This window comes from Sphingomonas sp. (assembly GCF_017304615.1).
Taxonomy (GTDB): domain Bacteria; phylum Pseudomonadota; class Alphaproteobacteria; order Sphingomonadales; family Sphingomonadaceae; genus Sphingomonas.
This window is the reverse complement of the sequence record NZ_JAFKLZ010000001.1, coordinates 165,371-186,580: the sequence shown is the minus strand read 5'-3', so window position 1 is coordinate 186,580 and position 21,210 is coordinate 165,371. Positions and strand designations below refer to the sequence as shown.

The following is a 21,210-nucleotide window of genomic DNA, read 5'->3' as shown; positions in this document are numbered from 1 at the left end:
AACTGTGCCACGGTGGACGAATGAGCACTTCCGCATCCCCCCGCCCGATCGCCGAACTCACCGTCCGCGGCATCATCCTGGGCGGCCTCATCACCCTGCTGTTCACCGCAGCGAACGTCTATCTCGGCCTGAAGGTCGGGCTGACCTTCGCGACGTCGATCCCCGCAGCGGTGATCTCGATGGCGATCCTGCGATTGTTCAAGAACTCGTCGATCCTGGAGAACAATATCGTCCAGACGATCGCGAGCGCGGCCGGGACGCTGGCGGCGATCATCTTCGTGCTGCCCGGTTTGATCATCGTCGGCTGGTGGCACGGATTTCCATTCTGGACGACGGCGGCAATCACCGCGACGGGCGGCATATTGGGCGTGATGTTCTCGGTCCCGCTGCGCCGCGCGCTCGTGGTCGATACCGACCTGCCCTACCCGGAAGGACGCGCGGCGGCCGAAGTGCTGGAAGTCGGATCGGGCGAAGGCGGCGCGGCCGAGCAGAATGCGGCGGGCCTGCGTATCCTCCTATGGAACAGCATCGTGTCGGCCGGGTTCGCGATCCTGACGCAAATGAAGCTCGCCGCCGCCGAGGCATCGACCTGGTTCCGGGTAGGGCGCGGCGCGACGGGAATTTCCGGTGGGCTGTCATTCGCGTTGTTCGGCGTCGGCCATCTGGTCGGGCTGTCGGTCGGGCTGGCGCAGCTTGTCGGGCTGGTCACCGGATGGTGGATCGTGCTGCCGATCCTGACCGCGCAGGCGGGAGGCAGCGGGACGGCGGAGGAAATCGCCAACACCGTGTTCCGCGCCGATGTCCGCTTCTTCGGCGCGGGCGTGATCGGCGTTGCAGCGGTTTGGACCCTGCTCAAGATCGCGGGGCCGGTGATCGGCGGCATCCGGTCGGCAATGGCCGCGAGCCGCGCGCGCCATGCGGGCGAGGCGCTGGAACTGACCGAGCGCGACTTGCCGATCGGCTGGGTGGCCGGTGGTTCGCTCGCAATCCTCGCCCCGATTGCATGGCTGCTGTGGAGCACTATCGCCGGCGGCCCGATCGCCGGATCGGCGCTGTTGCTGATCGGGGGCGCTTTGGTCTTCATCGTCGTAATCGGGCTGATGATCGCGGCGGTAACGGGCTATATGGCTGGATTGATCGGCGCGTCGAATTCGCCGGTGTCGGGGATCGGGATCCTGTCGGTGCTCGCTTCGTCGCTGATGCTAGTCGGGCTGTTCGGACGCGGCACGCCGCACGACACGACCCAAGCACTGGTCGCCTACGCGCTGATCGTTACGGGCGTGATCTTCGGTGTCGCGACGATCGCGAACGACAATTTGCAGGACCTGAAGACCGGTCAATTGGTCGGTGCAACGCCGTGGAAGCAGCAGGTCGCCTTGATCATCGGCGTCGTGTTCGGATCGATCGTCGTGCCGCCGGTGCTCGAATTGCTGAACGTCGCGTTCGGGTTCGCCGGCGCGCCCAATGCCGGGCCGAACGCGCTCGGTGCGCCTCAGGCCAACCTCATCTCCAGCCTCGCCAAGGGAGTGCTGGGCGGCGACCTCAACTGGCGGATGCTCGGATGGGGCGCGGTCGCGGGCGTGATCTTCATCGCGATGGACGAGACGCTGGGTGTGCTCAAGCGACTTCGTTTGCCGCCGCTAGCGATCGGGATCGGTATCTACCTGCCGATGGCGGTGATCCTGCCGGTGACGATCGGGTCGATCGTCGGCTGGTTCTACGAGCGATGGGCGGACGGTACGCGCGACCCGGAATTCGCGAAGAGGCTCGGCGTGCTGACCGCGACGGGCATGATCGTCGGTGAAAGCCTGTGGGGCGTCGCGTTCGCCGGGATCGTCGCGGCGTCGGGGACCGACACCCCGCTGGCGGTCGTCGGCGACGGCTTCGTTTCGACCGCCCTGATCGGCGGGACCTTGCTGTTTATCGCGCTGACCACCGCACTGTACCGCTACGCGCAACGCGCCGGGCGCTAGGCCATCGAGGCAACCAGCCCGGCGATCGGGACGAACGCGAACGCAACCGAACTGTCCGCCACGCCATAGGGCAGGAACAGGCAGTCGCCGTGGCGGATCGCGCCGCACGAATAGACGACGTTGGGGACATAGCCCTCGCGATCCTCATCGGCGGCGGCGAGGATCGGCTGAGGCGTGCGGCCGATGATCTTCGACGGGTCGCCCTTGTCGAGCAAAACCGCGCCGATCGAATATTTGCGCATGGCGCCGACCCCATGGGTCAACAACAGCCAGCCTTCGTCGAGTTCGATCGGCGGTCCGCAATTGCCGATCTGGACCAGCTCCCACGGATAATGTGGCTCGAGGATACGAACCCCCTCCTCCCAGTGCGTCAGCCGGTCGGAATCGAGCAGGAACAGATTCTCGCCGTCCTGCCGCCCGATCGCCAGATAGCGCCCGCCGATCTTGCGCGGGAACAGGGCGATGCCCTTGTTGCGCGCCGCCGGACCCGTCATCGGCACGAGATCGAACGAGCGGAAATCCTTGGTCCGCAGCAGTTCGGACTGAATCTGCGAGCCGTTATACGCGGTATAGGTGCCGAGCCATTCGATCTCACCGTCGTCGTGCGTGAACTGGACGAGACGCAGATCCTCCAGCCCCTTCGACTGCGCGGCGGTGATCGGGAAGATTACCGTGCCGGACAAGGTCGAATCGCGATGGCGATGCACCGTGACCGGTCCCGACGGGATATGCTCCTCGTCGCTGCCATAGATGTCGGCGGCGGTCGCGAAGGGCGGTTCGGGCGCGAGCTTGAGTTCGTTCTTCGCGGTAATGATGCCCTCGCGGAACGCGACTGACGAAATGTGACCCTCACCCACCGCGCGCAACGACATCAGGATACGCATCGACCCTTTGGGCATGCCCGACTGGTCGAAATGCGGCACCGCGCTGGGGTTCATCAGCGCGGCGGCGGCATAGCTGTATTCGTGGCAGAAATAGGCGCCGATCAACTGCCGCTTCTCGTCGCCGATCTCGGTCCCGTCGAGGCCCATCATCTCCTCGATCTCGTCGTAGCGGGTCATAAAGACGCGGCGTGTCTGCCAGTGTCGCGCCTCGAAATCCTTGAGCACCGTCTCCAGTTCGGCGCGCGTTTCCTGCGTCGACAGCGCCAGCACTTCGCCGACCAGCCGCTCCGTCCGGCCCGACGACACCCCGCCGGGCGCCCAGCCGATATGGAACGGCCGCACCACGACGCGCGACGGATCGGCATGCAGCTTCAGGCGATGCGTGAAAATATCGAGCAACGAAAGACCCCGCTTGTAATCCCGCCCAAGCGGCGCCGCGTGTCGTTGCTACGCGACGGCGCGACTCGTCCCTGCCACGGTTTTCGCCGCTTTTCCAAGAGCGGAAATCGCGCAACTCGCCAATTGCAGCGCCAAAATCGACTCGGCGCCCTGATTTCGGTTCAGACCGCTGGGCATCAGCCCGTCGAAACAGCCCCCGTCCTGTGCCGTTGCAAGCGGCAGATCGAGGTCGTTCTGGCCTAGATACCAGCGATAGGCGCGAGCCGCTTCGTCGCGCCACTTGTCGTCGCCGGTCGCCTTGAACGCCGCCGCACATGCGTCGATCGTCGCTTGCGCTTCCAACGGTTGCTGGTCGAACGCGAGCGGCGCTTCATAGGGGCGCCCGAAACTCTCGGTGCCGACCGCGCGAAAGCGGCCTTCCGGGCTGGTCTGTTGCTCGACGATCCAGTCGAGCGTCGCAAGGCCGGCCTTGAGCAGATCGTCGCGGCCTAGCGCCATTCCGGCGCGGATCAACGCCTCAGGGAGCCGGGCGTTATCATAGGCCAGCACAATCTCGAACCATTCCCATTCGGGCCGCCGTGCTTCCTCGAGCAATGCGAGCAGGTCCGCCGAGAAACGTTCGAGGATATTGCATGCAAGTTGATGCCCGGGATGCGCGCCTAGGATAGCGGCTGCGCCGAGCATCGCGAACGCCTGCGCCCGCGGGCTGACCAGGTCGAATGCCAGACTGGCAGTCTCGTCGAACAGACGCAGCGCCCAGTCGCGATGCTTGGCCAGACCTGCACGCTTCGCGGTGACGCCCAGCGCCCAGATCGTGCGGCCGTTCGAATCCTCCGATCCAGCATCCTCGCACCAGCTGCGGTCGAACCGCATGAAGTTGCGATAACGCCGCGCATCCGGATTCCACGCATACTGGACGAACGCGGCGTAGATGGTCATCCACTTGTCGCGCACTTCGGCGTCGAGGTCGGGGATCGCACTCATCAGCATCAGCGCACGGACATTGTCGTCGATGCAATAGCCATGGCGGCGATCGGGCACCGACAGGATCGCATGCTGGAACATACCGGTCGCGTCGCTCATCCGCTCGACTGCGGCGATGCTGGGTTCGAGCACCGGCAGCGGCATCGCGCTCTTGATACGGCGCGGACGCGCGGCGACGATCGAGTCGATCGCGGCCATCGACGTTTCCGCGAGCCGCGGCCAGATCATGGTCCGGCCACGATCATAGGCGCGCCCCGACAATTCAGCGCGTTCGGCATCGTCATGCAGCAAGCGGGCGATCACGCGCGCGAAGCCGTCGACATCGCCGAAATCGACCAGCACGCCATGCCCGTCCGCCAGGATCTCGGTCGCGTGAATGTAGGGCGTGGATACCACCGCTTTCCCGACGCCAACCGCGTAGCTCAGCGTGCCGGAGGTGATCTGTTGAGGATTGGTATAGGGCGTGACGTAGAGATCGGCGGCCTGCAGATAATCGAGCAATTGCTCGTGCTCCACAAACCCATCGATGAAGCGCACGTTGCCAGCTACGCCCAGATCGACGGTCAGCGCCTTCAGCCGGTCGCGATAGGCTTCTCCCTCATGCGCGACCAGATTGGGGTGCGTTGCGCCGAGCACGACGTACAGCGCGTCCGGATTGGCCGCGACCACCGTCGGCATTGCCGCAATGACGCTTTCGATTCCCTTGTTCGGCGCGAGCAGCCCGAACGTCAGCAGTACCTTGTGCCCTTCCCAGCCAAAACGCTGCTTCATCGTGTCCGGCTCGATCAGTTCACGGTCGGGCACGCCGTGGGGGATCATCATGATCGCCTTGGGATTGGCGCCATAGACGCGCACCAGAATCTCCCGGCCGATCTCCGCCATCACGATGACCTTGGCGGCGCGCTGAAGCAGGCCGTCCATCACGCGGCGCTGATCGTCGTTGGGCTGGTCGAGCACGGTATGAAGCGTGACGATGACCGGCACCGTCAACCGATCGAGCAGCGCCAGGATATGTTCGCCCGCCGGGCCGCCATAGATGCCGTATTCGTGCTGGACCCAGACCGCCTGTGCACCGCTCGCCCCAATATCGCGCGCCGCGGCGAGATACGCCATGCGGTCTTCCTGATCGATCGTACCGGTGACGGCGGCGGGATAATCGTAACCCTGCGGCCGGTCGTTCATCGCATAAACATCGACCTTAAGGTCGGCAAAGCGATCGGTCAGCGCCTTGAATGTGTCGGTCGTATATGTCGCAATGCCGCATTGGCGCGGCAGAAAGTTGCCGATCAGGGCGATATGACGAGTGCGTGGCTGGACGAACGACGTGGCCATTTCGGTCTTTCTTGCTGGACAAAGCCGGGATTTTTCCCGCGACTCACCTCCCTGAACGGACTGAAAGAAATATGGTTGCGCTTTTGTTGCATTGCAACAAAGGATTCATGCTGACCTGCGTTAAATGTCCGAGGAAAGTTACCCGCGGCCACGATAGGTCGGCACGCCCTGATCGGGCAGCCACAGCCCATCGGGCACTGGCCCGGACTGCCAGAACACATCGATCGGAATGCCGCCGCGCGGATACCAATAGCCGCCGATACGCAGCCATTGCGGCTTCATCTCCGCAGTCAGCCGCTCGCCGATCCCGACCGTACAATCCTCGTGAAATCCAGCATGATTGCGAAAGCTGCCCAGGAACAACTTCAGCGACTTGGATTCGACGATGCTGTCGCCCGGCACGTAATCGATCACCAGATGCGCGAAATCGGGCTGGCCGGTGACCGGGCACAGCGAGGTGAATTCGGGCGCGGTGAAGCGCACCAGATAGGGCCGACCGGGGCGCGGATTGGGCACATAGTCGAGCACCGCTTCGTCAGGCGACGCGGGCAAGCTACTGGATTGGCCGAGATGTTTGGGGGTCATGGCCGATATTTAGGCGCATGGTCGGCCAAAGCAACGTGGGCAGAGGGTTTCCCGGCGCCGTGCGATAAGGCTAAGGGGTGGCGATGGATGCGCTGGTGACGACCGAATGGCTGGCGGGGGAACTGGGCGCGTCCGATCTGCGCGTGGTGGATGCGACCTATTTCGGGTCGGTACCTGGCGGTCCGGGGCGCAACGCTCGCGCTGAGTACCAGGCGGCGCATATACCGGGCGCGGTGTTCCTCGACCTCGAAACGCTGGCCGACGCGACCAGCGACTTGCCGTCGATGCTTCCTCCGCCCGGACAGTTCGCCGAGCGCCTTGGGTCCCTCGGCATCGGCAACGGCGATCGGATAGTGCTCTACGATGTGTCGCACTATCACACATCGACACGTGCGTGGTGGATGCTCCGCACGATTGGCGCGCGCAACGTCGCGATCCTCGACGGCGGCCTCGCGAAGTGGCGCGCAGAGGGACGCCCGGTCGCGAGTGGAGTGGAACACCCCACCCCGCGCTCTTTCACCGCCCGGTTCGATCCGAAGGGCGTCCGCACGCTCGATCAGATGAAGGTCAACGTCGCGAGCCGGACAGAGCAGATGCTCGACGCGCGCGGCGCGGCGCGTTTCACGGGAGAAGAGGCCGACCCTCGTCCCGCCACCGCGTCGGGGCACATTCCGGGGTCGCGCAACCTGCCCTATGGGCGTTTGCTCAATGCCGATGGCACGTGGAAGCGCTACGATGCGCTCCGTGCCGAGTTCGACGCCGCCGGTATCGACCTTGCCAAGCCGCTGGTCACGACCTGTGGCTCTGGCATCACCGCCGCCGTCCTCGCATTCGGCTCGCATCTCCTCGGCAACGACGCGGCGCTCTATGACGGGAGCTGGTCCGAATGGGGCGGCGATCCTTCCACACCCAAATCGACGGGAACGGCATGAGCGGCAAGGACGACGATCAACCGGCAACCCGCGTCGTCACCGGCGGGCGGCGAAAGGAATGGACGCAGGGTGTGGTCAACACTCCTGTCTGGCGCGCCTCGACGATCCTTTACGACAATGTCGCCCATCTGCGCGAAACCGGAAAACGCCGCGACACGCACCACACGCTTTATTACGGTCGCCGCGGTACGCCGACGCAATGGGCGCTCGCCGATGCGCTGACCGAACTCGAGCCGGGTGCGGAGGGCACCTTCCTCTATTGCTCGGGCGTGGCGGCAGTGACGGCGGCGTTGCTGTCGGTGCTGACGCCTGGCGACGAACTGCTGCTGGTCGACTCTGCCTACGACCCGACGACCAACTTCGCCGCCGGGTTCCTCAAGACATTCGGCATTGCAACGCGCCATTACGACCCGCTGGTCGGCGGCGGTATCGCCGGGCTGATCGGCGAGAAAACGCGCGCGATCCTGCTCGAAAGCCCGGGCAGCCTGACGTTCGAGGTGCAGGATATTCCCGCGATCGTCGCGGCGGCGAAAGCGCGCGAGATCGTGACGATCCTCGACAATACCTGGGCGACGCCGTTGCTGTTCCCGGCGATCGAAAAAGGCATCGACCTGACGATCCTGGCCTGCACCAAATATGTCGTCGGTCATTCGGACGCGATGCTCGGGTCGGTCACCGCCGGACCCGGTTTCTTTGCGAAACTGCGCAACATCAGCTTCCAACTCGGTCAGGTCGCGAGTCCGGACGATTGCTGGCTTGGCGCGCGGGGCTTGCGCACGATGGCGGTGCGGCTCAAGCAACACGAGGCAAGCGCGCTGAAGATCGCGCAATGGCTGTCGGCTCGGCCCGAAGTTGCGACCGTCCTCCACCCCGCTTTGCCAAGCTGCCCCGGCCACGAATATTTCGTCCGCGATTTCAAGGGATCGTCGGGACTCTTTTCGTTCGCGTTGAGGGACGGCGACGAAGCCAGCCGCGCTGCGTTCATCGATGCGCTTCGCCTGTTCGGGATCGGCTTCAGCTGGGGCGGATTCGAAAGCCTCGCGATACCCGCCGATCCGAAGCGCGCACTCGGCGTACCCCATCATGGCGGTGCGCTGGTGCGGCTGCATATCGGGCTGGAGGATGCCGACGATCTGATTGCCGACCTCGACCAGGGGTTCGTCGCCTTTCGCGCCGCTCAGGGCTGAACAGCCGGAATCACGGCCGAAACTGTTGCGCGATCGCAACATCATTACGTTCGTGCGACAATCTGCGTCCGAAAAGTGTTGTGCGGCGCAGCGCAAAAGGGCACTGATGTTGCCGTGTCGAAGCAACGGCCCGTCGGCTTTCAACCGATAAAGAGGCAGAGCCGACACGTGCAGGCGGGAACGCACGATTTTTCCGATCGGAAAGGAATAACATGCGCTTCTCCCACGTTAGCCTCGGCGCGCTTGCGCTTGCCGTCGCCACCCCCGCGTTTGCGGATCCCAAGCCGGCCGGGCCGGTCGATCCCGTTGCAGCAGCGCCCGCCGGCGAAGCACCTGCGCCCGCCGCTGCCGCAGACGAAACCGCCCCACCGCCCGAAATCACCGTGACCGGTGGCGTGACGCTAGTGTCGGATTATCGCTTTCGCGGCATCTCGCAGACCAATCTGCAACCCGCGATCCAGGGCACGTTGAGCGTCACCCACAAATCGGGCTTCTACGCCACGGTGTGGAGTTCCTCGACCTCCGGCTACGTGACCTTCTCGGGAACCGGCAGCCAGGAAATCGACGCCATCGTTGGTTACAGCAAGACGGTCGGCGGCTTCAAGCTCGACGGCGGTCTGCTCTACTATATCTATCCGCGCTCGCGGCCAGTCGGCGACAATAGCAAGGGGGACTTCTTCGAACCCTATGCCGACGTCTCCTATACGCTCGGCCCGGTCACTGCGAAGGTGACGGTCAACTACGCATGGAAGCAGAAGGCGCTGTCGCTCGACCAGGGCCAGACCGGACTGCTGCCGAAAAATGACAACGTCTATCTGGCGGGCGATCTCAGCGCCGCGATCCCCAAGACGCCGCTCTCGCTTTCGGCGCATATCGGCCACACTTGGGGTCCGAGCTGGCTGGCGCTCGGCAACGAATATACCGACTGGGGCGTGGGCGCTTCGCTGGCGTGGAAGAACCTGACGCTGGGCGTCAGCTATGTCGACACCGATGGCGTCTTCACGCTCGCCAATGGCAAGAATGCCGCGCGCAGCGGCGTTGTGGTGTCGCTCGGCGCCAGCTTCTGATCGAGCAGGCGGGGATGGCGCAGGCCTTCCCCGCCCAAAAGTCTAAATCACATCACTAAATCACATCAGTAGATAAGATGTGATATTGTAACGTCGCGCCGATCCGCCTAGATGCACGCCATGGTCGCGACGATTCGCCATACCCTGTCCTCACACATGCCACGCCTCGATCGCTACGCGATGGGGTTGTCGGGATTGTGCGCGGTGCACTGCCTGGCGAGCGCGGTGCTCGTCGCGCTTGCCTCGACCGCGGGCGGGATGTTGCTCAATCCGCTGTTCCACGAAATCGGGCTGACGATCGCGATCGGGCTCGGTGTGGTGGCGTTGGGACGGGGCATCTTCGATCACGGCTATATGGCGCCTGCCGTGACGGGTTCGTTCGGCCTCGGCATCATGGCGGGCGCAATGACCCTGCCCCATGGCAATGGCGGCGAGACATTCTGGACGCTGGTCGGCGTCGCCATCCTGGCGCTCGGCCACGATCTCAATCGGCGAGCGGCCAACTAACCACGCTTGTTAGCAGCGCTCGCAGCGCCTAAATTACACCCATGTCCGCACACGCTCATCATCACCACAGCGAACCGGCCGGTGCCGACCTGGCCGCTGCCGCGCAGGCGACGCTCGAGAAATCGGGCGAGCAGTGGACGACGATGCGCGCGAGCATTTTCGACGCGCTGGCGAAGTTCGACAAACCCGCCAGCGCCTACGACATCGCCGAAGCCGTCTCGAAAAGCGAAGGCCGCCGTGTCGCCGCCAACAGCGTCTATCGTATCCTCGACCTGTTCGTGGGCGCCAATCTGGCGCGGCGTGTCGAAAGCTCGAACGCGTATGTCGCGAACGCCCACCCGGATTGCCTGCACGACTGCATATTCCTGGTCTGCGACAATTGCGGCCAGACCGTGCATATCGACGACGACAAGATCGCCGACAACGTCCGCCACGCTGCGGAGGCCGCAGGATTCTCGCCGGTTCGCCCGGTGATCGAAGTGCGCGGCAAGTGCGCGGATTGCGACTAAGTCATTTCGCCGCAGGCTGAGGATCCGGCGCCTTGACGGACGCCGATCCGTCCGCCGCTGCCACGCTGCTCGCAGCCTCATTCCGAATAGTGGGCACGACCGCGGGCGGTGGCGTGTTCGGATGATAATAGTCGCGCCACGCATCGACGGCTCGGTAGAAATCGAAGAACGGCTGATCGAGACGAGCGAGTGACGCCCGCGCGAAGGTCGGCAAATCGGCGTCCGGCACCGTCGCGACCTTGGCGATTTCGATGCGCGCCGCGGCGCAGAACGCCATCCTGATCGGCGACTGGCTGTAGAAGTTGTAGAAGCGCGTCTGCTGGGTTTCGAACGCATTACGCCAATCGTTCCAGCCGGCTTCCTCCCAATCGTGCAGATATTCTTTGAAATAGCGGGTCAGGATGGCGCTGTGAGTGCGCACCCACGCGTTATATCCCTCCAGCACGCCCCCGCCCGCCCGGTCGCAGCCCAAGGCCGCAACATTGAGGGCGCCACGCAATTGCCAGACCGCAGCGCCGTCCGTCGTATCGAAATGCGGGGGAATATACGTGCCGTCGGGCCGCCGTGGGGCGGTATAGACTTCGGGATAGCCGCCGGGGGGCATCACCGGGGGCGGCGGCTTGACCGGCGTCACCGTCGCGACGAAGCGGGGCGGCGGGGTCGGCTGGGAACATCCGGCAAGACCGATCGCCAGTCCCATGGCCACAAAAATCACGTACGCACGCAACGTCATGGTCGTTGTTTCTCCCGCCCCCATGACTGAAATGGCCATACCCTCACCAGCGCTAACGCGGCAAGGCAGCCGAGACGAAACGGGTCGCGGGCGCGTTTGTTGCATGGCGCGCCGGGTCTTCTGCCCGACCCTTCCCGATCAGCTCGACAGCGCCTTGCCCATTCGTACACCCGGCACCGGCACCCCGCCGTCGCTCATCTTGCTGACTCGTTCGATCGGTTCGTAGCCGCACGCCAAATAGAGCGGTTCGCCCGCCAGCGTCGCCATCAGCTCGGCGCGCCGAAACCCCGCCGCCTTCGCCGCCCTCTCGTTCGCGGCGAGCACCATCCGGCCGATCCCGCGCCGCACGTAATCGGGGTCGGTGTACATCGCCCGAATCCGCGCCGCGTCCTTTGCCGGATCGAGCGGCGCGGCGTCGCGCAAGGCGGGATTGTGGTCGCCACCGTACAAAGTCGCACGAAAGCTCCATCCGCCGCACCCGACGATCCGGCCGTCAAAGTCCTCGACCACGACATAGGTGCCGTCGGCGATCAATTGTGTGTCGAGTCCCATGCTCAGCTGACTGGATGCGATCTCCGCATCGCTCAGATAGGGGCGCTGGAGTTCGGCGATGGCACGATCCATCAACGCGGCGATGGCGGGAATGTCGTCGGCCGTCGCAATCCGCGTGGTAAAGCTCATTTACCGTCGAGCATCGCGATCGTCGCGGTCGCCGGCGGCTCGTTTGCCATACCCGCCGCGACACGCTCCGCCGCCTCCATGACGCGCAGGATATTCCCGCCCGCCAGCTTGGCGATCATCGCGTCGGTCCAGCCGCGCCGCATCAGTTCGGCGAGCAAGGCGGGATTCGTGTCGACCCCGTCCAGTCCCTCAGGCAAGTCGCCGCCGGTGCCGTCGAGGTCACCGCCCAGCCCGACATGGTCGATGCCTGCGACCTTGACGATCCATTCGATGTGATCGGCGACCTGCGATAGAGTCACCACAGGCCGCGGATGCTGGCGCTCCCATTCCGCCATCGCGGCTTTGGCGCGGTCGGGCTGGCCGATATACAGTCCCCCATAGGGCGGCGAATAATAGCGGCCGCGCTCGGCATTGCGGTCGGCGTCCCAGCGCCGTCGTGCTTCAGATACATAACCCGGCGCATAATTGACCATCACGACGCCGCCGTTCGCCGCGACCAGCTTCAGCACCTTGTCCGACACGTTGCGCGGCGAATCGTCGACCCCGCGCGCCGAGGAGTGTGAGAAGATCACCGGCGCCTTCGACACGCGGATCGCGTCGATCATCGTATCCTCGCTGACATGGCTGAGGTCGACCAGCATCCCGAGCCGGTTGAGCTCCCTCACCACCGCTTCGCCGAACTTGGTCAGCCCGCCGTGCTTGGGGTCGTCGGTCGCCGAATCCGCCCATTCGATCGTCTTCGAATGGGTCAGCGTCAGATAGGATGCGCCGAGCGCGCGATAGGCGCGCAGCACCGCGAAACTGCCGTCGATCTGTCCCCCGCCCTCGACCCCGAACATGCTGGCGATCTTGCCCTGCGCGTGGATGCGGCGAACGTCGGCGGCGGTCGTCGCCTGCGCGAATACATTGGGGTAGCGCCGGAATATCTCCTTCATCAGCGCGATCTGGTCGAGCGTTTCCTTGACCTGTTCCGGTCCCGGCAGGCTGGCGGAAACGTAGACCGACCAGAACTGACCGCCGACGCGCCCCGCACGCAGCCGCGTGATGTCGGTGTTGAATTGGCTGGGGTCGAGCTTGGTGAGGTCCATCGTCCAGCGCGCATCGCCCGCTTTCTCGGCCAGTGTCTCGGCCCAGTCGTTATGCCCGTCGATCAGCGGCGTCTTCGCCAGCACCGCGGCGACGCGCGATTGATAGGCCGAAACCTTGTCTTCGGGTGCGGCGCTGACGAACAGCGGCGCGGCGAGCAGGAGAGCGAAAGCGTAGCGCATCGGGCCAGCGTATCGCCAGCCCCGGCCCGGTCAAGCGGTCGCCGCCTCCACCTGCAGCACCTCGTCCGGTTGCGCGCCCATCTTGCGACACATCACCTCGAACATCCCCCCGTCGATGCGGATCTCGTTGAAGGAGGGCGGATCGGCGCGCGTGCGTTCGGACAGCGTCCCCGCGCCGATCGTGCGGATGGTGCGCCCCTCGACCTTATGTTCGATATTGAACGCGTCGTGGACATGCCCGGTCAGCACCGCATCCACCCCCGCCGCCGCCAGCGCCGCCAGCGCCTCCTCCCCTCGGTGCGTCCTCGCCGATCCCCGGGCGTCGAGATCGACCAGCGGGTGGTGAGCAGCCACGAATATCAGCCCCTCCTTGGGAGCCGCCGCGATCAACGCCAACGTCTCGGCCAGCGCAACGCGGCCGACATGACCCTCTGCCCAGTTCCACCGCCACTGCGCGCGGCGCGTGGTTTTGAGTGGCACCACCGTCACGCCGGGCAAGTCGAGCGGTTGCTCGATGATCCGCTCGATCGCTTTGTAACGGCGATAGGGCCGGAATATCCGGTCGATCGGGTTGAAATAGGGGAGATCGTGATTGCCGACCTCCAGCGTCACCGGCCTGCCGAGCGATTGCAGCCAGCCGAGTCCCTTCGCGAACTCCCTGGATCGCGCGCGCATCGTCAAGTCGCCGGTCATTACCACCGCGTCGGGCTGCTCGGCGGCGACGAGTCCGCCGAACCACGCCACCGCCGCCTTGTCCTCCCGCCCGAAATGGACGTCGCTGACGTGGAACAGACGGATCATGGTTTCACCAACGCACACGCGCCGCGTTCGATCAATCGGGCACGTCCATCATCACTTGCGTGCCGGCCTTGTCACTGTCGGTGGTCACCGTGCCGCCAGCCTGATGCGCGAAGGCTTCGATCAATCGCTGGCCGAGGCCACCGTCCTTTCGCTTGGGACGCGGCCCGGGCGGTATGCCGACGCCATCATCGGCGACCGTCAACCGCCATCCGCCTTCCGGGCGGCGTTTCCATGACACCATGACTCTGCCGCTCTCGCGACCTTCGAATGCGTGTTTCGCCGCATTGGTCACCAGTTCGTTGACCACCAGCCCGATCGACACGGCATGGTCGCGCTGGATCGGCGCGGGATCGACATCGCATTCCAGCCGCACCCCACCGCGCAACAGCAGCGCATCGGACAGGGTTGCGCACAGATCCTCCAGATAATCCTTGATGTTGACCTCGCTGCCGCGCCCGTCGCGATAGAGATGGCGATGCGCGCGCGCGATACTATCGACCCGCATCATCGCCGCGCCCAGCGCCTCGCCGGCTGGGGTGTCTCCCGCACGCCGCCGCTGAATGTCGAGCATGCTGGCGACGACCGCGAAGTTGTTCTTCACGCGATGTTCGAATTCGGCCAGCATCAGGTCGCGGTCGGCGATCTGGCGATTGCGTTCGGTAGCGGCACGCCGAACGGCGCGGCGAAATGTTTCGGCGAGAACGATGGTCAGCAACGCCGAGACGCCAACCGCGAACACCGCCAAATGGGGGTTGATCGGGGTACGGCCGGACGCGGTGGGTAAATAGACGACGAAAAAGGTATAGGCGATCGAGATCGCCGCCGTCAGCGCCCCTGCCTGCCAGCGCGCCAGCAGGGTCGCCAGCATTATCGCCGGAAAGATCAGGGCAAATACCGCGGAGCCCGGCGCAATCGCGTTGACTGCCACGCGGCTGACCTCGACGCCGGCCGCGCACAACAATGCTACACCAAGCTGTGTCCCAAAGCGCGGTATGGTCGGCGCGAGCCGATCGGGAAGATCGAGTTCGCCTAGTCTTGGCACGACCGAATTCGGCATAGCCGTGCTCCCAATATCAGCCCGAACGCGGCTAAACTAACCCTGCCTAATCAGAAAGGTAGCCCGCGTCCAGAGCGCCCCGCCAGGTCCGTGATATAGTACCAGGCGACCCGCCCCGACCGGCCGCCGCGCCGTGTAGCCCAGCCGATCGCTTCGTCCGCGTCGAACACCAACCCGAACCGATCGGCATAGGCCCGGACGATTGCGAGATAACCATTCTGGTCGAGCGCGTGGAAACCCAGGCTCAGCCCAAACCGGTCGGCCAGCGCGAGATGATCGTCGACGCTGTCGCGCGGGTTGATCGCGCTTTCCTGCTCGGCGATGTCACGCGGGAGCAGGTGGCGGCGGTTGGAGGTCACGACAAGGCGGGCGTTCGCCGGACGCGCCTCTGCCCCACCCTGTAGCAGCGACCGTAGCGCACGGGCGTCCGCCGCCGCGTCGAATCCGAGATCGTCGAGGAACAGGACATAGGCGCGCGGCAGACCCTCGATCCGGTCGAACAGCGCGCGGAGGCCGTCCATCCGCGCGACCTCGATCAAGGCGATAGCCGCCCCTTCAGCCTGGATCGCGGCGACCGCGCTCTTGACCAAAGCCGACTTGCCGCTGCCCCGCGCGCCCCACAGCAACACGTCCTGCGCGGCATGGCCCGCCGCAAGCCGGCGGAAATCCTCGACCAACGTCGCCTTCTGCGCGTCGATCCCGAACAGCAGGTCGATCGGCACCGGGTCGAATGCACGCGCCGCCGCCAGACCCCCGTCGCGCCAGACATAAGCCGGGTGCGCTAGCGGATCGGCATCGACGGGCGCGGGCGGCGCGATCCGCTCCAGCGCGGCGGCGATACGAGCGATCGGGTCGGTCATCGGCCCGCGTTACACTCAGCCAAGCGTCTTGAGCAACGCCTGCGCCGGGGCACGATCGGTGAAGGACGGATCGGCAAGTGCGAGCGCGATCTGCGCCTTCGCCTCTGCGTTGCGGCCGAGATCGGCATAGGCCTGCGCGAGATGCCAGCGGATGTCCGGCTGGCGCGGCGCGAGCAACGCTGCCTTTTCCAGCAGGTCCTTCGCCTTTTCGCTGTCGCCCGCCGCATAAAACGCCCAGCCGTAAGCGTCAGTCGCGGCCGGGTTCATCGGCGCGATCGCATAGGCGGCGGCGCCGTAATCGAGCGCGTCATCGACATTCTGCGCCCCGACATTGGCATAGGTCAGTTCGGCGAGCAGTGCGGCATCGCGCGACCCTACGCGCGAGCGAAGATCCTCGAGCGTGCCGATCGCGCCTTCCCAGTCGCCCGCAGCGATCTGCCAGTGCGCGACGAAGCGCAAGGCGGGTACGTTTTCGGGATGCTGGGCGAGGAACAGCGACAACACGCGAGTCGCTTCCGGCCGCCGACCGGCATGGTCGAGCGCATCGACCGCGCGCAGCATCGTCGTCTCGTCGAACCGAATGTCGGCCGCGCGGCGATAGGCGTCGGCGGCGTCGCCGAACCGCCTCATCGTCATCAGCGTGTCGCCGACCAGCAAGTATGCGGCCGGCGCGCCGGGATTGGCAGCGACGAGCGCCTTCGCCTTGTCGAGCGCGCTGCCCGCTTGGCCCGCGTCGATCAGCCCGCGGATCATCCCGACCATCGCCACCGGATTGCCGGGATCGTTAGCCGCCGCGCTGGCCAGCACCGCCAGCCCGTCATCGCTGCCGAGCGGCGTCGCCGTTGCGGTCGCGGGCCAGGCCGATCGGTCGAGATATTTCGACGCCCAGTCGCGCTCGCCGGTCGCCTCGAACGCGCGGCCGACCAGCGCCAGCGTGTAGCTGTCCGCATCCCCGCGCAACGCCACCGGACGCAGTACGTCGAGCGCACCCTTCGCATCACCCGATCGCAGCAGCGCCACGCCGAGCAAGCGACGCGCGGTCACGTTCATCGGCTGCCGCCCGATCAGCTCGCGCCACTTCCCGATCGCCTGTTCGTAAGCGCCCGCCTGATAATCGAGCGTTCCACCCAGCAGCAGAACGCCGGGCTGATCGTCGATCGCACCGCCGGTGCGCTGCATCAGGCTGCGCGCTAGGTCGTAATTCTGCGCTCGCGCGGCTAGCACCGCCTGGAGGTAAAGCGCCTGTGGGTTGCCCGGCCGCGCCGCCAGCGCCTTGCGCGTCGTCGCCAGCATGTCGTTGTAGCGCCCCATGTCGCCGAGCGTCGCGGCATATTCGATCAGCGCCGGGAAATAGTAGGCATCGCGTTTCAGCGCGCCCTCGAACCATGGCGTCGCGGCGGCCAGGCCATATTGCTGACGCATCAGTTCGCCGCGCAGAGTCAGCGCCTCGAGATTGTTCGGGTCGAGCGACACCGCCCGCGCCGAGTTGGCCGTCGCGCCCGCAATGTCACCGGCATTGTAGCGGATCCGCGCGAGGTCCGACCAGCCATACGAATTACCCAGATCGGCGTCGAGCAATTCGCCGAGCAGGGCGATCGCGTCGGGCGACTTGCCCTGCATCGCCAGCGCCTTGGCGGTAATGCGCGTCGCATAGCCGCCGAACCGTGGATCGGCCTTCGCGGCCTCCGCCAGCGCACGCTTGGCGTCGCCCTGCAACAGCCAGGCGTGTGCGAGCATCTGGTGCCCACGCTTCATGTCGAAGCCATTCGCGGCGGCGCGACCCAGTTCGGCCTCCGCTCCTACCCCGTCGCCGAGCGCCAGATAGGTCCGCGCCAGCATCGCATGCGCCAGTCCCCATGTCGGATCGGCGGCAATCGCTTTTTCCGCATAGGAGCGCGCGGCGTTGAAATTGCCGTCGGTCAACAGGCCGAGGCTCAGCACCACGTCGCGCTTCGCGACCGCGCCGTCGGCATGCGCGGGCGTGGCGGCGCTTAGCGCGACCCCGGTCAGCGCAGCGGTGCCGAATGCCACCGCGGCCAACATCCTCATCGGGCTGATCCTACGCATGGAGGTCGTAGCTCTTGAGCAGATCGTAGAGCGTAGGGCGACTGATCCCGAGCAATTTGGCGGTGTTCGAGATATTGCCCTCGGCGCGCGCCAGCGCGTGACGGATCGCCTTGCGGTCGGCGGTTTCGCGCGCTGCCTTCAAGTTGATCGCTTCGGCCTCGTCCTTGCCGCCCAAGTCGAGATCGGCAGCGGTGACGTGCTTACCGTCCGCCATGATCACCGCGCGCTTCATGCGATTTTCGAGCTCGCGGACATTGCCCGGCCAGCCCCAAGCGTCGATCGCCGCCAGCGCATCGGACGACAGGCCGACGACAGGCCGGTTCATCGCCTTGGCGTACTGATGGAGGAAATGTTTGGCGAGCAACGTCGCGTCGCCTGCACGCTCCGCCAGGCTGGGGATGCGCACGATGATCTCGGCGAGCCGATAGTACAGGTCCTCGCGGAAGCTCCCGCTCGCGACCATCGCGTCGACATCCTGATGCGTCGCGCAGACGATGCGGACATCGACCGGAATAGCCTTGCGCCCGCCGATCCGCTCGATCACGCGCTCCTGCAGGAAACGCAGAAGCTTGACCTGGAGAGGCAGCGGCACGTCGCCGATTTCGTCCAGAAACAGCGTGCCGCCATTGGCCTGTTCGATCTTGCCCTCGGTCGTCTTGACCGCGCCGGTGAACGCCCCCTTTTCGTGGCCGAACAATTCGCTTTCGAGCAGGGTCTCGGGGATCGCGGCGCAGTTGATCGCGACGAATTCGCCCTTCCGGCCCGACGCGTTGTGCAACCCGCGCGCGAGCACTTCCTTGCCGGTGCCGCTCGCACCGAGCAGCATTACCGACACGTCGGCGCTCGCGACGCGCTCGATCATGCCGGTAACCTTGAGCATCTCCGGCGCGCCGGTAATCAGCCCACCGAGCGCCGCCGCTGGCGACGCCGCCAGCCGCCGGTTCTCCGCCTCCAGCGCATGAACATGGAACGCACGGGCGACGATCAGACCCAGCGCGTCGATGTCGATCGGCTTTTGGTAGAAATCCCATGCCCCCTCGCCGATCGCGCGCAACGCGCTTTCGCGCGCGCCGTGACCGGAGGCGACGATGACCTTGGTGTCGGGCTTGAGCCGCAGGATCTCGGAGAGCGTCGCGAACCCTTCGGTCACGCCATCGGGATCGGGCGGTAGGCCGAGGTCGAGCGTCACCACCGACGGCTCCTCGGCACGCACCGCGTCGATTGCCTCGCGCCGATCACTCGCGACGATCACCTCGTAGCCGTCATACGCCCAGCGCAACTGGCGCTGCAGCCCGGCATCGTCCTCGACGATCAGGAGTTTGGGTTTGGCGGTCGTCATGCTGCGCGTTCCATCACTTGCGGCGCCAACATCGCCGGCAGGAGAATCGTGAAAATGGTGCCCTCGCCCTCGCGACTAACGACGTCGAGCGTGCCGCCCATCGCCTGGATCACCTGACGTGCCTCGAACGCGCCGATCCCGAAGCCGCCATGCTTGGTCGATACGAAGGGGCGGAATAGATGGTCGCGGACGAAGGCTGCGGTCATCCCGGTTCCGCGGTCGGCGACCTCGATTGATCCGCGCCCGACCGTCACCGTCACCGGCTCACCGTTCGCGCTCGCTTCGACCGCGTTCTGGATCAGATGGCCGAGCGCCTGTTCGAGGCGACCGGCATCGGCCACCGCGAGCGCGTCACGCGTACCCGACACGATCACCGGATGGCTACCGCCGCGGGTCTTGGCAACACGCTGGGCGAGCGGCATCAGTTCGACCGCCTGTGGATCGTCGGCGCGCCCGGAATTATGCTGCGACAGGCGCGCGAGCAGGTCGTTCATCTTGCCCGCCGACTCCTGCAGCGTCGCGATCATATCGGCGCGGAACTCGGGATTGTCGGCATGACGCTCGGCGTTGCGCGCGACCAGGGTAAGCTGACTGACCAGGTTCTTTACGTCATGGAGGATGAAAGCGAAACGGCGGTTGAATTCGTCGAACCGGCGTGCATCGGCGAGTTGCTCGTGCGCGCGCGCCTCCGCCAGATAGCTGGCGACTTGCCGCCCGGCGATGCGGAGCAGGTCGAAATCCTCCCAGTCCAGGCTGCGGTCGATCGGCGGCCTAGCGAGCAGGATCGCGCCGATCAGCGCGTTCACATGAACTAACGGCACTACCGCCCAGGCGGCGTGATGGTCGAGCATCCATTGCGGGACGGCGGCGAGTTCATCGCGCTCGGCATCGCCGCTGCGCACTGTGTCGAGTTCGACGATATGCGCGCCGTTAGCCAGGAGGCGCGCCAACCCTTCCCCCGCGACGCCGACTGGCGGCTCGCCCTGCCATTGCCACCCGGTGCCGAGCGATAACCCATTGCCGTCCGCCATCAGCAACAACCCTGCGGGGGAATCCGTCAGATCGGCGACCGCCTTGACAATGCGCTCCTCGAGCGGCGCCGCGCTTTCGCCGGGCAACCCCAGCGTTTCGGTAAAGCGCACCCATTCGGCGCGGTAGTCATAGCGGTGACGGAACAGGTGCTTCGCCACGATCACGCGCAGCCACGCTTTCACCGTCGGCGACGACAGCAATGTCAGCAGCGCGGCGGCCGATCCGAATACGAACGCGGTCTGCGCCACCCGGGCGTAACCGCCACCGAACGTCTGGATCGCGCCGATTACCAGGACCGTCGCCATCGCGTAGATCGTCAGCGCGACGAGCGTCAGTGACTGCCACGTCACCGTCCGCGAGATGTTGAGCGTCCAGTCGCCGTTGCGGTGCACCGCTACCGCCAGCATCGGCACGATCGCTGCCATCACGATACCCCGCGCCGCGATCAGCGCCTGTGGCCAGTCGCCACCAATATAGGCCAAGGCATAGAGCGCCAGATCGGCTAGCCACATCATCGCCAGCGCGATCACCGCCAGCCGGATACCGCCTCTCGCCGCGGGTGCGACCATCGAATAGAGGTGATTGACCAGCACCAGCGCGCCTACCGCGACCATCATTCGCAAGACGATCCGCGCCGCGGCGATTGGCCCGGCAATGTTCGGCTCCGCCGCCGTCTGGAATAGCGCCAGCCCAATCCCCACCAGCGCGACGAGCGCGATGACGCCGTATATCGTCGTCACCGCCGTCCCCCGGCGGGCGCTGTCGCGGCGGAGCAAGGCGAACATGAAGCCCAGCCAGCCGAGATTGCGGAGCGATTCAGCGACCCCCGTCACCAGCTCGCCACCGCCGATCCCCGCCATCGCCAGCGCCCACAATGCGGTCAGCGCCAGCGCGGCCAGGAACGCCGTCCGCGGCAGGCTACCCCCGCCCGCGTGCAACCGCGACAGGGCCAGACCGGCGAATAGCAATGCCGCCAGCGCATGACCCCACAGAATGACCGCCGCGGCGACCAT

The 21,210-nt window shown here is 65.6% G+C and carries 18 protein-coding genes; 6 read left to right on the top strand and 12 right to left on the bottom strand.

Annotation, left to right across the window (positions count from 1 at the left end; translation table 11 throughout):
• The first annotated feature begins 20 nt into the window (after positions 1-20).
• Positions 21-1,973, top strand: a complete 1,953-nt coding sequence (locus J0J06_RS00960) for an OPT family oligopeptide transporter (protein WP_294039489.1) — start codon at positions 21-23, stop codon at positions 1,971-1,973.
• Here the strand turns inward: J0J06_RS00960 and J0J06_RS00955 are convergent.
• From J0J06_RS00955 to queF, 3 genes are all read right to left on the bottom strand, one after another.
• Entirely contained in the window at positions 1,970-3,256 is a 1,287-nt protein-coding gene (locus tag J0J06_RS00955) for a glycoside hydrolase family 130 protein (protein ID WP_294039488.1), read from the bottom strand. The genes J0J06_RS00960 and J0J06_RS00955 overlap by 4 nt on opposite strands.
• A 48-nt stretch (positions 3,257-3,304) precedes the next feature.
• Complete coding sequence (locus J0J06_RS00950) at positions 3,305-5,572, bottom strand: glycosyltransferase (protein ID WP_294039487.1); 2,268 nt, start codon at positions 5,570-5,572, stop codon at positions 3,305-3,307.
• 138 nt (positions 5,573-5,710) lie between these two features.
• The gene (queF, locus tag J0J06_RS00945) at positions 5,711-6,157 is read right to left on the bottom strand and encodes a preQ(1) synthase (protein WP_294039486.1); all 447 of its coding nucleotides are present in this window, start codon (positions 6,155-6,157) and stop codon (positions 5,711-5,713) included.
• Between the two features lie 83 nt (positions 6,158-6,240).
• On the opposite strand from queF, the gene sseA reads away from it, so the two are divergent.
• From sseA to J0J06_RS00920, 5 genes are all read left to right on the top strand, one after another.
• Positions 6,241-7,089: a 3-mercaptopyruvate sulfurtransferase gene (gene sseA / locus J0J06_RS00940; protein ID WP_294039485.1), complete on the top strand. Its 849-nt coding sequence runs from the start codon at positions 6,241-6,243 to the stop codon at positions 7,087-7,089.
• On the top strand, positions 7,086-8,276 hold the full coding sequence (metC, locus tag J0J06_RS00935) for a cystathionine beta-lyase (protein WP_294039484.1): 1,191 nt from the start codon (positions 7,086-7,088) through the stop codon (positions 8,274-8,276). Before sseA ends, metC begins: the two co-directional genes overlap by 4 nt.
• A 212-nt stretch (positions 8,277-8,488) precedes the next feature.
• Positions 8,489-9,343, top strand: a complete 855-nt coding sequence (locus tag J0J06_RS00930) for a TorF family putative porin (protein WP_294039483.1) — start codon at positions 8,489-8,491, stop codon at positions 9,341-9,343.
• A 120-nt stretch (positions 9,344-9,463) separates the two neighbouring features.
• Positions 9,464-9,850, top strand: a complete 387-nt coding sequence (locus tag J0J06_RS00925) for a MerC domain-containing protein (RefSeq protein WP_294039482.1) — start codon at positions 9,464-9,466, stop codon at positions 9,848-9,850.
• Positions 9,851-9,891: 41 nt separating this feature from the next.
• Positions 9,892-10,359, top strand: coding sequence for a transcriptional repressor (locus tag J0J06_RS00920; RefSeq protein WP_294039481.1), 468 nt, complete (start codon positions 9,892-9,894; stop codon positions 10,357-10,359).
• Position 10,360: 1 nt separating this feature from the next.
• Here the strand turns inward: J0J06_RS00920 and J0J06_RS00915 are convergent, their stop codons facing one another.
• The 9 genes from J0J06_RS00915 to prsK all read right to left on the bottom strand — a co-directional run bounded on the left by J0J06_RS00915 (position 10,361) and on the right by prsK (position 21,210).
• Positions 10,361-11,092, bottom strand: coding sequence for a hypothetical protein (locus J0J06_RS00915; RefSeq protein WP_294039480.1), 732 nt, complete (start codon positions 11,090-11,092; stop codon positions 10,361-10,363).
• Between the two features lie 138 nt (positions 11,093-11,230).
• Positions 11,231-11,773 carry a GNAT family N-acetyltransferase gene (locus J0J06_RS00910; protein ID WP_294039479.1) on the bottom strand — a complete coding sequence of 181 codons (543 nt, stop codon included), beginning with the start codon at positions 11,771-11,773 and terminating at the stop codon, positions 11,231-11,233.
• The gene (locus tag J0J06_RS00905; RefSeq protein WP_294039478.1) at positions 11,770-13,041 is read right to left on the bottom strand and encodes a dipeptidase; all 1,272 of its coding nucleotides are present in this window, start codon (positions 13,039-13,041) and stop codon (positions 11,770-11,772) included. The genes J0J06_RS00910 and J0J06_RS00905 overlap by 4 nt, the downstream gene beginning before the upstream one ends.
• Before the next feature lie 30 nt (positions 13,042-13,071).
• On the bottom strand, positions 13,072-13,842 hold the full coding sequence (locus J0J06_RS00900) for a metallophosphoesterase (protein WP_294039477.1): 771 nt from the start codon (positions 13,840-13,842) through the stop codon (positions 13,072-13,074).
• Positions 13,843-13,873: 31 nt separating this feature from the next.
• A complete protein-coding gene (locus J0J06_RS00895) occupies positions 13,874-14,899 on the bottom strand; it encodes a sensor histidine kinase (RefSeq protein ID WP_294039476.1) in 1,026 nt (341 codons plus the stop codon).
• Positions 14,900-14,949: 50 nt separating this feature from the next.
• Positions 14,950-15,759 (bottom strand): DUF815 domain-containing protein, encoded by an 810-nt coding sequence (locus J0J06_RS00890; RefSeq protein WP_294039475.1) that lies wholly within the window; start codon positions 15,757-15,759, stop codon positions 14,950-14,952.
• 15 nt (positions 15,760-15,774) lie between these two features.
• Positions 15,775-17,808: a tetratricopeptide repeat protein gene (locus J0J06_RS00885; RefSeq protein ID WP_294039474.1), complete on the bottom strand. Its 2,034-nt coding sequence runs from the start codon at positions 17,806-17,808 to the stop codon at positions 15,775-15,777.
• Between the two features lie 10 nt (positions 17,809-17,818).
• Positions 17,819-19,165: a PEP-CTERM-box response regulator transcription factor gene (gene prsR, locus J0J06_RS00880; protein ID WP_294039473.1), complete on the bottom strand. Its 1,347-nt coding sequence runs from the start codon at positions 19,163-19,165 to the stop codon at positions 17,819-17,821.
• Positions 19,162-21,210 (bottom strand): XrtA/PEP-CTERM system histidine kinase PrsK, encoded by a 2,049-nt coding sequence (prsK, locus tag J0J06_RS00875; RefSeq protein WP_294039472.1) that lies wholly within the window; start codon positions 21,208-21,210, stop codon positions 19,162-19,164. Before prsK ends, prsR begins: the two co-directional genes overlap by 4 nt.

Bases quoted from the DNA above. Each gene is read 5' to 3' on its own strand.
- J0J06_RS00960 (WP_294039489.1), top strand. From the start codon at position 21: ATGAGCACTTCCGCATCCCCCCGCCCGATCGCCGAACTCACCGTCCGC.
- J0J06_RS00950 (WP_294039487.1), bottom strand. From the start codon at position 5,572: ATGGCCACGTCGTTCGTCCAGCCACGCACTCGTCATATCGCCCTGATC.
- queF (WP_294039486.1), bottom strand. From the start codon at position 6,157: ATGACCCCCAAACATCTCGGCCAATCCAGTAGCTTGCCCGCGTCGCCT.
- sseA (WP_294039485.1), top strand. From the start codon at position 6,241: ATGGATGCGCTGGTGACGACCGAATGGCTGGCGGGGGAACTGGGCGCG.
- metC (WP_294039484.1), top strand. From the start codon at position 7,086: ATGAGCGGCAAGGACGACGATCAACCGGCAACCCGCGTCGTCACCGGC.
- J0J06_RS00930 (WP_294039483.1), top strand. From the start codon at position 8,489: ATGCGCTTCTCCCACGTTAGCCTCGGCGCGCTTGCGCTTGCCGTCGCC.
- J0J06_RS00925 (WP_294039482.1), top strand. From the start codon at position 9,464: ATGGTCGCGACGATTCGCCATACCCTGTCCTCACACATGCCACGCCTC.
- J0J06_RS00920 (WP_294039481.1), top strand. From the start codon at position 9,892: ATGTCCGCACACGCTCATCATCACCACAGCGAACCGGCCGGTGCCGAC.
- J0J06_RS00915 (WP_294039480.1), bottom strand. From the start codon at position 11,092: ATGACGTTGCGTGCGTACGTGATTTTTGTGGCCATGGGACTGGCGATC.
- J0J06_RS00910 (WP_294039479.1), bottom strand. From the start codon at position 11,773: ATGAGCTTTACCACGCGGATTGCGACGGCCGACGACATTCCCGCCATC.
- J0J06_RS00905 (WP_294039478.1), bottom strand. From the start codon at position 13,041: ATGCGCTACGCTTTCGCTCTCCTGCTCGCCGCGCCGCTGTTCGTCAGC.
- J0J06_RS00900 (WP_294039477.1), bottom strand. From the start codon at position 13,842: ATGATCCGTCTGTTCCACGTCAGCGACGTCCATTTCGGGCGGGAGGAC.
- J0J06_RS00895 (WP_294039476.1), bottom strand. From the start codon at position 14,899: ATGCCGAATTCGGTCGTGCCAAGACTAGGCGAACTCGATCTTCCCGAT.
- J0J06_RS00890 (WP_294039475.1), bottom strand. From the start codon at position 15,759: ATGACCGACCCGATCGCTCGTATCGCCGCCGCGCTGGAGCGGATCGCG.
- J0J06_RS00885 (WP_294039474.1), bottom strand. From the start codon at position 17,808: ATGAGGATGTTGGCCGCGGTGGCATTCGGCACCGCTGCGCTGACCGGG.
- prsR (WP_294039473.1), bottom strand. From the start codon at position 19,165: ATGACGACCGCCAAACCCAAACTCCTGATCGTCGAGGACGATGCCGGG.
- prsK (WP_294039472.1), bottom strand. From the start codon at position 21,210: ATGGTCGCCGCGGCGGTCATTCTGTGGGGTCATGCGCTGGCGGCATTG.